The sequence below is a fragment of the Acinetobacter sp. YH12218 genome, from assembly GCF_013417925.1.
GTDB classification, from domain to species: domain Bacteria; phylum Pseudomonadota; class Gammaproteobacteria; order Pseudomonadales; family Moraxellaceae; genus Acinetobacter; species Acinetobacter amyesii.
On record NZ_VPDB01000001.1, the window covers coordinates 43,004 to 55,074 of the forward strand.

The following is a 12,071-nucleotide window of genomic DNA, read 5'->3' on the forward strand; positions in this document are numbered from 1 at the left end:
GTAAATCATGAAAAAGTATGAAATGAAAAAATCTGACCTAGATGTACTTGAGCAAAAAGTGCAAGTAAAAAAAGGCTTAAATCAATTTAAGGTTGGTACGATTGCAGCTGCAATAACGTCTTTAATTTGTGCAAGTGCTCCTAGCTTTGCGGCTGATTTGGAAATCTATAAAATTCCTGAGGATAGTACAGGAACTGCAACTTTATTGTTGATGCTAGATACGTCAGGAAGTATGAATTGGACAATGGCTGGAGAGGCGACTTCGAATAATTCTTTAAGGCGTCTAACGATTCTCAAACAAGGTTTGAGAGATGTTTTATCTGGCACAGCAACTATACCTCGAGTAGATGACAAAATCGTCATAGGGTTATCTGATTTTAGTGGAGATACTGGTCGTATCTTAGTACCTGCGAAAGCATTAGGTACAAGAACTGGCAATAAAGTATTGGATTCGACGTATAGAAAACCACTTTGGATAAGGTACACAAATAGGACGAAAAATAAAGGCAAAAATGTAGATACTATTTATTATAATAAATGCACAACATGGGATAATGCTAATTACAACTGTTTAACATGGGCAGGCGATACAACATCTTCAACGGATTATACTGATTCTTCTCCACTTAAATTTACTACAAATAGTGATTGTAACTATGGAAATCGGGATGATTGTAGATTTGTATATGAAGAGATTAATAAATATAGAGACGAAACCCACCGAGATACCTTACTAACAGCGATTAATAATTTAAGTGCGGGTGGAGGTACTCCAACACCTTATGCTTATGCTGAAGCAGCAGCATATTTGATGGGAACAAGACCGACAACAAATATATCGTTACAACAATATTTTGGCATGACTTCTGGTTGGAATAATTATTACGCATATTGTAATACTTATTTTAAATCTGACGGCTCATGTTACGATAATGGTTGGAGATATTGGTATAATGGAAACCCTCCTTCAGGAACTAAGGGTGCTAGTGGTACTATTGATGGATATGTTGGTAATTATTATTTAACTCAACCCTCCTTTTCAGGATTTGCAACAGAATCCATTTCCACATCAAAAAATGGAAATGTTTATCAGTCACCAGACTCCATTACTGCACAATTAGGTAGTAGTGATACAGCAAAAGCCAAAAAAGAATGTAGTGGACAAGGGATCTATTTCCTAACAGATGGTGAACCAGAACCTAATGGTACTGTAGCGAGCGATAAAGCTGGTACATCATATCAGTTAATGAGTAGTGCTTTAGGGAGTAAAGGGAGTTCATTTAACTGTGCAAATAGTCAATTAGGCAAAAGGACAGGTTATAAAAATGATGCTAATTCTTGGACATGTATCGGTAATTTTGCACAAAGTTTATTAGACCCTGAGAAAAACCCAATTGGATTAAAGGTTAAAACTGCAGTAGTAGGATTTAGTTCTGGTTTTAGTTCTGATACAAACCCTGATGTTCAGGATGCTAAGGATTGGGGTACGATTGGTGGTGGTAAATGGTATGTTGGGACGAACTCGAAAAGTGTTGTAGATAGTATTAACAACTTTATTGATGAAATTAGTAAAGATATTCCCTCAATGAGTACGGGTTCTTCTACGGTACCTATGGATGCTTTGAACCCTGAAATTATTCAAAAATATGCCTATTTCCCTCAATTTGAGCCAAAGGTTGATCCAGCAGATACTCGTCAATTGTGGTTTGGTAATTTAAAGAAATATTATGTTGTAAATGGTGGGGTTTATGCCGATGAAAATGGAAGTGTGAGTCAAACGGTTGTCTTAAAAAGCAAATTACAAGATTTAACAGATCAGTGGGCAAAATCAGGTATTACCTATCCTGAAAATGCACCTGTGTTTTCGAAAGGCGGTGCACTGAGTCAGTTGGCTTTAGGCACTACAACAACAATTGATGAGAAAGGTGATTCAACAACAACTGCAGGAAGAAAGTTGTTGACAAACTATGATTACGATGCTTCTAAAGCAGAAGATGAAAGAGTAGGTCAAAATTTCGACTTAAATCGTATCGATTATACTTATACTACTGATGCTAAAACCAAAACTGATAATGCAGCACGAGTTAGAGGTTTGATGACTTTACTTGGCTATAATATTAGTACAGAAACCGAAACAAACAATCTTAATTTAACGAACGCAATTGCAAGTATTCGACAAATGGGTAGTGTTTATCATTCATTGCCAGTTTTATTGACCCAAGAGGGTAAGGCTGTAGCAACACGAAATGCTACAACTCAAAAGGTTGAAATTAGCTCTGTTGACCGAAAAGATTATGTCATGTTTGGTACAACTCAAGGCTTATTGAGCGTTGTAGATGCTGTAACTGGCATTGAAAAGTTTAGCTTTGTTCCAAAGGAGATGATTGAAAAGCAAGCTGAAACTTTTAGAGAAAATGCGGGTAATCTAGCTGGTGGTAAGGATGCTTTGTATTACGGAATTGATGGAGAGTGGACAGCTCATACAGTTTATGTGACTAAATCCGATGGTACTCTAACGGTTAATGGAGCTGTACGTAATGTTATTGGTGGCTCTAAAGATGATGTTGAAAATCTGAATGGAAAACAATGGGTCTATGGCGGTTTACGCATGGGGGGGCGTAGCTATTATTCATTGGATTTAACAAATATTGAGAGTCCAAAATTGAAATTCCATATCGATCCAACGACAGGGAAAGTGTATTCGAAAGCCAATGCAAGTGGAAAAGCATTTAAGGCCATTGAAAATATGGCGCAAAGCTGGTCTAAACCTAAACTGGATTATGTGAACTGGAAAGGGCAACGTAAACTTGTGATGTTTGTTGGTGGTGGTTACGATGCGGGTGGTGATCAAGGTGACGGTTTGTATGCTAATGGTATTCGTACTGGGTATGCGGGTTATGAGCATTATAATTATTCGCAAGATAATAAAAAAGGCTCTGGTGTTTACATGTTTGATGCTGACAATGGCGACCTACTTTGGTATGCGGACTCTTTAGATGAATCTGCAGACGAAGGGGTGCAACATTCAAAGAATACAAATTTAAAATACAGTGTAGCTAGTGACATCAAAACGATTGATCGAAATAATGATGGTATCGTTGATCATATTTACTTTGGTGATTTGGCTGGTCAAGCATTCCGAGTGGATTTCCAAAATGATGGGAAAGCAGATGGCTTTGATTCTCAGGTAACCCAAATTTTAAATTTACAAAACGTTAGTGCAACAGCTACGAAGTATGATGGTATAGCTCCACGATTTTATATGTCGCCTGTTTTTACAGCGCACCATAGTGCAGGTAAGAAAGAAGGTGCGAATATTGTTGTTGTGAGCTTTGTATCTGGAAACAAAAGTTCTCCTTTGTTGGCTACAGATGATTCTCCAGCTACTACAGGTAAAAAAGATCCATTAGGTCTACAATATGATGCTGTTTATGCTATTTATGATTATGATATCCATCCGGATGGCACTTTTTATCCGCAGACGCATATCGGAGCTCGTACATTAGCAACAGAAGATAGTGAGACTGCGTCGACTAGCCAATTGAAATTTATTGATAATGAAAATGTAGTACGTAGTGATAGTACCGAAGCTCTTATATTAGGTGCAAATGCAAATTCATCTACAGGATGGGGGGGATGGTACTACCCATTTAAGAAGAAATTTAGTGCCACACTTGAAAATAGAGAGGATGCTGGTGCGAGCATTATTAAAGGATTGACTCCACTCATTGCTATGGAGGGAAGTCTATATGTTACTCAATATGATGCTTCGAATAACGGTACATCCTCAAGTTGTGGGGCTGGGGTAAAAGGGCACAGCTTTACACAACGACTTTGTTTACCAACGGGTGTATGCCCACAAAATGCTAATTATGTTTACAATTTAGGGGCAGGGATAGTAAATTTAAATGTAGGTCCTTATGAGGATTCAGGCAAAAAATCTATTGTAGTTCCAGATCCAGCTGATATGGGGGTTGGATGTATTGGTGATGATTGCAACACAGATAATAAGTTTATTACTGCTGGTGGTTCTATTAGATTTATTCCTAATCGTTGGTTTGAACGTTATGCAAAAGCGGATTAAGCCTATGATTAAGCCTTTTAAAAGAAAATTGAAACTGAATAAGTGCAATCAAGGATTTACCTTGATTGAACTTATGGTTGTCGTTGTTGTTATTGCAATTCTTGCCGCAATTGCGATACCAAGCTATCAACATTTTGTGCGTAAGGGGAATGCTGCACAAGCGCAACAAGAAATGCAAAAATTAGCGGAGCAATTAGAACGACATAAATCGAGAAATTTTAGTTATCGCGGGTTTAATGCAAGCTATTTGTACCCAACCCCAATTGCACCTAAAGTTTCTTCATTTGATGCGAGTAAACAATTACTTACATTGCCATTAGAAAATTCTACGACCAAATATACTTTATCGATTGTTGATAACATGACTGGGAATCCACTTTTAATAGCAAGTACTTCTACTGGTCAAGGGTGGGCTATTAAAGCTGTAAGTGCAGATCCTAAAAATTTTAATTATTTACTTACGAGTACTGGGGTGCGTTGTAAGCAAACAGCTTCCATAACAGGTTACGTATCATGTTCAGCGGGAGAAAATTGGTGATGCATAAAACAGGTTTTACATTAATTGAACTTATGATTGTTGTAGCAATTATTGGAATATTAGCTGCCATTGCTTACCCTTCTTATCAGAATTATAAAGTTCGTACTCATCGTACAGATGCGCAAGCTGAAATGATTACTATTGGTAAAACCTTAATGCATTTAAAGGTAGCAAAAGGAAATTATTTAAACACTAATATTTCGAAAATATACGGGGCTTCGGTAACACCAATATCTGGTACTTCCTTATATGATCTTTCGTTAAACACCACATCTTCAACTTGGGAGTTGGTAGCTAAACCAAAAGCTGGAACTACACAAGCGGGTAATGGGTGGATTTGTCTCAATGAGCAAGGTCAACGTTTCTGGGAAAAAGGTGTAAATAGTTGTAATGGTCTTTCTGCCACCTCAAACTGGGACGGCAAATAACCTCAAATTCAAAATTGTGGATAAACACTTTTTGATCTTTCATTCAGGGCAAATTTCACGTAAAATATTGCCCTCTATGAAAGGGGTTTGAAATGTATCGATGGTCGGTACAGGGATAATCCGTAAAAACTATAAGGTTCTATCATGGTTGTTATTCGTCTTGCACGCGGTGGTGCTAAAAAACGTCCGTTCTATCAAATCATTGTGACTGATAGCCGTAATGCACGTGACGGTCGTTTCATCGAACGTATCGGTTTCTTCAACCCTACAGCTCAAGGTAAAGCAGAAAAACTTCGTTTAGATGCTGACCGTTTTGCTCACTGGGTTTCACAAGGTGCTCAACCTTCAGAACGTGTTGCTTCTTTAGCTGCTGAAGCTAAGAAAGCTGCAGCTACTGCTTAATTAGTAGTAGGTTACCCATGACACCAACACAGAATGTTCCCGAAAATCGTATTCAGATTGGACAGCTACGTTCAGCATATGGATTAAATGGGTGGCTCTGGGTCTATTCCAATACAGAACCTATGAGCAATATTTTTGACTACCTCCCTTGGTACATTGAGACCAAAGCAGGTTGGCAAATTGTAGATGTAAAACGTTGGAAACCGCATGGTAAAGGCTTAGTCGTTTCGCTAAAAGGTGTGAGTGATCGCACAGCAGCAGATGGCTTAGTTGGTACCAATGTTTGGATTTCAAAAACTCAGTTGCCTCAAGCGGGTGTAGACGAGTTCTATTGGTCAGATTTGAAAGGTCTAACTGTGTTAGGTCTAGATGATGAAGATCAAGAAGTCAATCTCGGTCAAATCCATGAAATGTTTGAGACAGGTGCTAACGATGTGATGGTGGTACGTGCCACTGCCGAAAGTGTTGATAGCGAAGAGCGTATGATTCCATGGCATAAAGATGTGGTACAGCGTGTTGATCTCGAAGCTGGTCGTATCTACGTAAATTGGGGCGTAGATTACTAATCCTTTAAGGATTGACGCAGCAGGAAAATAGAGGAATCTGCGATGTTTTTTGCAGTCATTACGCTTTTTCCTGAAATGTTTGAAGCGATTACAGCGTACGGAATTAGCGGGCGCGCAGCAAAACGTGATCTTGTGCAAGTCCATTGCATCAACCCACGAGAATTTGCTGAAGGGAACTACAAACGAGTGGATGAACGTCCATTTGGTGGTGGTCCAGGTATGGTGATGATGGCTGAGCCTTTAGCAAAGTCAATTCAACGTGCCAAAGAGCTTGCCAAGCAAGCGGGTGCTGTTCATGTTCCTGTGGTGTATATGTCACCGCAGGGCAAAACTCTAAATGAACCGGCAGTACAGCAGTTTGTCGATTACGATGGATTGATTGTGTTATGTGGTCGTTATGAGGGCGTCGATGAGCGCTTAATCCAAAAATATGTTGATCAGGAATGGTCAATTGGGGATTACGTACTCTCAGGCGGTGAACTTCCTGCGATGGTTTTATTAGACAGTATTATTCGACGTTTGCCGAATGCAATGTCTGATGAGCAATCACATGTGCAAGACTCATTTGTGGATGGTCTTTTAGATTGCCCACAATATACCAAGCCAGACCATTTTGAAGGTTTAGATGTTCCTGAAGTATTAAAATCGGGACATCATGCCAATATTGAGAAATGGCGGTTTTTGCAGCGATATCAACGCACTTTAGAACGCCGACCTGAGTTGGTTGAAAAAGTTGAATTGACCAAGCAGCAAAAGAAATGGCTAAAAGATTCCAAGGTTTAAATTTTTTAAATCTTATATTAGGCTCTTTATGCATTGAAGCGGTCAAGCATAAAGGGAAAGTCAATCGGGTCTATGCGCTTTAGCCTCTAGCCCCAGCGATGATTAGACCTCTTCTAACTCGCATAATCGGAGATACCCCATGAGCGGTAAACATCCTTTAGTACAAGCTGTTGAAAATGCACAGTTGAAACAAGACATCCCTGCTTTTGCTCCTGGTGACACAGTAGTTGTTCAAGTTAAAGTAAAAGAAGGTGAGCGTGAACGTCTTCAGGCATTTGAAGGTGTTGTAATTGCTAAGAAAAACCGTGGTTTGAACTCTGCGTTCACAGTACGTAAAATTTCTAGCGGTTTCGGTGTTGAGCGTGTATTCCAAACTCACTCACCAATCGTTGCTGGTATCGAAGTGAAACGTCGTGGTGACGTTCGTCGTGCTAAACTTTACTACCTACGTGAATTGTCTGGTAAAGCTGCACGTATTCGTGAAAAATTACCAGCTCGTAAAGCAAAATAATTTGTTTTACAACGCTGTAAAAAAATGCGCCTTTAGGCGCATTTTTTTATGCATGAAAGAAAGTTATAAACCTTGAAGTTTCAAACGATTGGCATGTTGACGGTAGACTGAAACAGGGTCTGGTGCAAATAGTCCCTTCAAGCCCAATACTTGATTGACTTCATCGAAATGGTTCCATTTGTAATTATCACGGACGGTTTTACCCAATTTACTGCTACATTGGCTCACTAAGCCGTCGTTCGGTTGTCCGCTAAATGCAATTGGCCCCATTGCGGTAAAGATCGTATCTGGATCAAGTAAGTTGGTGGTGTTGGAAATACCTGTCCATGAATAGAAGCTAATGCCATTGGCAACACTTGGGCCATCAGCACATTTGGTTGCAGGCATACCGAGCGGGAATTTTGCATTAAAAGCTTTCACACCTGGTTGAGACATACTGTAGATCGAAGCTTTAAAATTTGAAGGCAGATTAGACTGCTGGGCGAAGTTAATCACTGGGGTCATTAAGGCATCCATAACAGTCGCTAATACGCCATTTAAAATCGGCACACTCTGTACTAAATCTGCCACAGGTGAACCGTCATTGGTTCCTGCGACTGTACTGACAGAGGCAACCAAATCAGGTCGTACACCAGCAATATATCGAGCCGTAGGGCCACCATGTGAGTGACCAATTAAATTCACTTTAGGTTTGCCAGTAATCGCAACTACTTGTTCAACTTGGTCTAACAGTTGTTCTCCACGAACTTCAATGGACTCCAACGGGGAGATTTGTGTAGCAAAGGCCGTAGCCTTATGGCTTGCCAAATCGGGGAGGACTTGATACCAATAATCTAGACTAAAAACGGCACCGCCTAAGCGATTAAAACCAAACATCCCGTGTACAAATACTAGGGGGTATTTGGTTTCAGCATAATTGTCGATGACTTTTTTAGTGGTCGCTTGCTGTATACCTAATGCAGCATGCGTTTGGGTCACTGCCATACTTGCAAGGAGCGTGGCGCAGAGCAATTTTTCATTCCTTTCTTTTTGTTTTGGTATTCAAACTGTGATTCAGTTCAGTTTGGAAATAGACAAACGCGTCTATTTGACAATTTTTATTGTCATTAAGGATTATAAGAAAAGGAAAGTAAAATGTGCGAACTAATCGACGGAATGAAGATGATTTTGTACATTGATTAATGAAAATATCATTAAACCCTGAATTTACAGGGTTTAATGTATAGCTTTACTAAATTATAAACCTTGAAGTTTTAAACGATTGGCATGTTGACGATAAACGTCGACAGGATCTGGTGCGAACAACGCTTTGAGACCAAGCACTTGGTTGACTTCATCTAAATGGTTCCAGTTGTAGTTATCACGAATGGTTTTACCAAACTTGGCACTACAGCGTGATACGAGGCCATCATTGTCTTTTCCGCCATCGATCAGTAATGCGGTCACTTTTAGTGCTGAGTCTAAATCTAAAATATTGGTGATTTGGCCCACACCTGTAAATGAATAGTTATAAATGCCTTTTTCCACGCTATTACCATCAGCACAATTGGATTTAGGCAAGCCCAGAGGGAATGCGGTATTGTACTTTGCAGAACCCGCTAGCGTTAAACTTGAACCACCTGCCAATGCGTCATGAGGGTAAGTCTTTGGATCTAGACCTTGCGCCCAAACGATGGCTTTAGAGACAAAATTCACAGCTCCAACCAAGGGTGCTTCCACAGCGGTGCCTTCAGCTTTTAAAATTAAGTCTGCAACAGGGGAGCCTTGATGAGGTCCTGCAACACTGGTTAATGAAGCCACGACATCTGGGCGAACACCGGCAACATAACGAATCGTTGGTCCACCATGGCTATGTCCAATTAAATTCACTTTATCTGCACCAGTGAGTGCTCGGATTTCAAGGACTTGTTGTAGAAGCTGTTCGCCACGTACTTCGGTGGAGTTAAACGGCGATACGCGCGTTGCCCAGACATTTGCACCATTGCGGGCAAGATCAGGCAGGATTTGATACCAATAGTCGAGTCCAAATGAGTCCGTACCGACGGTAATGAAACCACCCATACCATGGTTAAATACGATTGGATATTTGGTCTTTGCATAGCTAGAACTAGCTTTGGCGGTGACTTGGGTTGCTTGCGATGCAGATACATTACCGATGAATGTAGCTGCAATTAAACCTGCTAAAAATGGTCCGTATTTCATGAGCGATCCTCAATGTATTATTGTTTTATGACAATATTTATTGTCACTTCTAATAAAGCAATAAAGATCACCTGTTGCAAATTGAAAAAGATTAACTGCGCCGCTAAATGTAACAAAATAAAAGATCAAGAACTTCAGATTGATAAAAGTAAATAAGAGGGCCGAAGCCCCCTTAGTGAATTGAAACGTCAACGATAAAAATTAAAGTCCTTGCAGTTTTAAACGGTTAGCATGTTGACGGTACAGTGCCACAGGATCTTGTGCAAATAGACCCGTTAAGCCGAACATCATATTGGCTAAATCGGTATGGTTAAGTTTGTAGCTGTCGTTAATGACTTTACCGATATAAGCACTACAACGTGCAACCATACCGTCATTGTCTTTATTACCATAAGACAATGGCCCGAGTTGCATCAGGATCGTGTCGATATCAAGTAGGTTCGTGGTTTGCGCAACACCGGTCCATGAATAGTATTGAATGCCTTTGCTGTCGACTTGCTTTAAGTTCTTACTGCAATTTTCTGAAGACGCCAAAACACCGTCAGCTACAGCAGATTTTGCAACCGTACTGTTAAATGCAGCAGAACCTGTTTGTGATAATGATTTCATAGAAGCATCGAAATCAATTTCAAGCTCAGGTTTTGCCTGCCCTAAAGCAATCAGTGGGCCGACAATATAATCACCTAAAATATTGAAGGCAGTACGAGAAAGTGAGTTGCCTTGAATATCATCCGCTACTTTAGAGCCGTGATAGGTACCTGCAACACCTGTAATAGACGCAATGTACTGTGGTTTTGTTTGAGCAACATACAATACAGTTGGACCACCATGAGAGTGACCGATTAAGTTAAGTTTTGGCTTCCCTGTAATAGCCAAAACATCTTCAACTTGTGCAATTAACTGCTCGCCACGATGTGTTGTGGTATTTGCAGGAGATAATTGCGCTGCGAATACGGTTGAGCCATTTCGTGCCATATCTGGCAAGATTTGGTACCAATAATCCAGTCCGATGGTGTCGGTGCCGATACGTGACCAACCGAGCCAACCATGCACCATTAAAATTGGATATTTGGTTTTTGCGTAGTCCGATTTTGCCGTTTCCTTCACCTGGAGGACGCTAGGCGCAGCTTGAGTGCTTGCCGATATACTCATCGCTAAGCCTGCAACTGCAGCTACAGAGGCCATCTTGGCCGTGTTTACTAAAGATCGCATAAATGTTCCTTGATCTGATGTTGTTTTTATTACTTTTTAATCATGAAAATACTCTCTGTTTTTAAGCAACATCTTTGTGACTGGCCAGGCCATATCTTTGATTTTAGAGAGTTTGAATAGACAAAGATGCCTTGTCATTTTTTCATGCTCGGTTTGAAATTCCATGTCATTTTAGGACATGGACGGCGTTGAGGTGACAAGTATATTTATATACATTCGTCTTTTATTTTTGCTATTTATTTTAGTTGTTATCATTTAATAACTTATTGAATTAAATTGTTTAATGCGTACAAATAAAAAAATTGTAAACAAAAAAGGACGTCCAAAGACGTCCTGTTCAGTGCTGAAAGGGAGCCAACTTTTGAAGTTACAGTCCCTGTAATTTTAAACGATTGGCATGTTGGCGGTAGAGCGCAACTGGGTCAGGTGAAAATAGGCTGCGTAGACCAAAGACCATATTCACTTCATCTAAGTGGTTGTGATTGTAGTCATCACGGATCACTTGTCCGATGTGGGTGCTACAGCGTCCAACCAAACCGTCATTGTCACGATTTCCATAGGCCAAAGGGGCAAGCTGACTAATCACTGTATCTAATACATCTAATACATTCGTGGCTTGGGCCGTACCAGTCCATGAGTAGTAATACACGCCATTGTCGACTTTGGCACCCGACTCGTTGCAGTTCGCTGCCAGTGCTGCGGTTGGAAATTTTGCATTAAATTCAGCAGAACCTTTTTCACTGATTGCGGTGAGTGATGCATCGACACTATTAGGGAGACTCGAGTTGCCTTCAGCCCAAGTAATAATCGGTGCTAAAAGTTGATCGCCAAGTACACCAAAGACTGAATTAATGGTTTTGTTGGCTTGGATCTTATCTGCGACTAGAGAGCCGCGATAAGTGCCTGCAACCCCAGTTACCGAAGCTACATATTCAGGTTTGATCGCTGCAATATAACGTGTGGTTGGCCCACCATGTGAATGACCAATGAGGTTCACTTTAGGTTGTCCGGTCAGGGCAAGGACTTCTTCGACTTGAGAGAGCAATTGCTCACCGCGAACTTCTGTCGACTCTAGCGGAGAAACTTGGGCAGCAAAGGTATTGGCACCGTTGCGGGCTAAATCCGGCAAAATTTGATAAAAATAATCCATGCCAAAGCTGTCAAAGCCAATGCGAGTAAACCCGAACATGCCATGGGTAAATACAATCGGGTATTTGGTCTTAGCATAGCTTGCCGAGCTATTGGCGGTGACATGTTGAAGTCCAGCTGCAGCTTGGGACTGTGAGGTTGCGGCAGCTGCTGAGGCAGCGATGATTGCGCATAAAAGAGCTTGTGGTTTTTTCAT

11 protein-coding genes are annotated in these 12,071 nt (G+C 40.6%); 7 read left to right on the forward strand and 4 right to left on the reverse strand.

Going from position 1 to position 12,071, the window contains the following annotated elements; genetic code table 11:
- The first annotated feature begins 7 nt into the window (after nucleotides 1–7).
- The 7 genes from FTV03_RS00210 to rplS all read left to right on the forward strand — a co-directional run bounded on the left by FTV03_RS00210 (nucleotide 8) and on the right by rplS (nucleotide 7,312).
- Entirely contained in the window at nucleotides 8–4,084 is a 4,077-nt protein-coding gene (locus tag FTV03_RS00210) for a hypothetical protein (RefSeq protein WP_180039403.1), read from the forward strand.
- 4 nt (nucleotides 4,085–4,088) lie between these two features.
- Nucleotides 4,089–4,622: a type IV pilin protein gene (locus FTV03_RS00215; protein WP_257220646.1), complete on the forward strand. Its 534-nt coding sequence runs from the start codon at nucleotides 4,089–4,091 to the stop codon at nucleotides 4,620–4,622.
- Nucleotides 4,622–5,050 (forward strand): type IV pilin protein, encoded by a 429-nt coding sequence (locus tag FTV03_RS00220; protein ID WP_218950588.1) that lies wholly within the window; start codon nucleotides 4,622–4,624, stop codon nucleotides 5,048–5,050. Before FTV03_RS00215 ends, FTV03_RS00220 begins: the two co-directional genes overlap by 1 nt.
- A gap of 144 nt (nucleotides 5,051–5,194) precedes the next feature.
- The gene (rpsP, locus tag FTV03_RS00225; RefSeq protein WP_078189354.1) at nucleotides 5,195–5,452 is read left to right on the forward strand and encodes a 30S ribosomal protein S16; all 258 of its coding nucleotides are present in this window, start codon (nucleotides 5,195–5,197) and stop codon (nucleotides 5,450–5,452) included.
- Between the two features lie 17 nt (nucleotides 5,453–5,469).
- Nucleotides 5,470–6,018: a ribosome maturation factor RimM gene (rimM, locus tag FTV03_RS00230; protein WP_180039409.1), complete on the forward strand. Its 549-nt coding sequence runs from the start codon at nucleotides 5,470–5,472 to the stop codon at nucleotides 6,016–6,018.
- A gap of 42 nt (nucleotides 6,019–6,060) precedes the next feature.
- Nucleotides 6,061–6,801: a tRNA (guanosine(37)-N1)-methyltransferase TrmD gene (gene trmD / locus FTV03_RS00235; RefSeq protein ID WP_180039411.1), complete on the forward strand. Its 741-nt coding sequence runs from the start codon at nucleotides 6,061–6,063 to the stop codon at nucleotides 6,799–6,801.
- 139 nt (nucleotides 6,802–6,940) lie between these two features.
- Nucleotides 6,941–7,312, forward strand: a complete 372-nt coding sequence (gene rplS, locus FTV03_RS00240; RefSeq protein ID WP_078189351.1) for a 50S ribosomal protein L19 — start codon at nucleotides 6,941–6,943, stop codon at nucleotides 7,310–7,312.
- A 63-nt stretch (nucleotides 7,313–7,375) separates the two neighbouring features.
- On the opposite strand, the gene FTV03_RS00245 is transcribed toward rplS, so the two are convergent.
- The 4 genes from FTV03_RS00245 to FTV03_RS00260 all read right to left on the reverse strand — a co-directional run bounded on the left by FTV03_RS00245 (nucleotide 7,376) and on the right by FTV03_RS00260 (nucleotide 12,071).
- Entirely contained in the window at nucleotides 7,376–8,296 is a 921-nt protein-coding gene (locus FTV03_RS00245; protein ID WP_180039509.1) for a triacylglycerol lipase, read from the reverse strand.
- 252 nt (nucleotides 8,297–8,548) lie between these two features.
- Entirely contained in the window at nucleotides 8,549–9,514 is a 966-nt protein-coding gene (locus FTV03_RS00250; protein WP_180039413.1) for a triacylglycerol lipase, read from the reverse strand.
- Nucleotides 9,515–9,715: 201 nt separating this feature from the next.
- Nucleotides 9,716–10,726, reverse strand: coding sequence for a triacylglycerol lipase (locus FTV03_RS00255; RefSeq protein WP_180039415.1), 1,011 nt, complete (start codon nucleotides 10,724–10,726; stop codon nucleotides 9,716–9,718).
- Nucleotides 10,727–11,093: 367 nt separating this feature from the next.
- On the reverse strand, nucleotides 11,094–12,071 hold the full coding sequence (locus tag FTV03_RS00260; RefSeq protein ID WP_257220640.1) for a triacylglycerol lipase: 978 nt from the start codon (nucleotides 12,069–12,071) through the stop codon (nucleotides 11,094–11,096).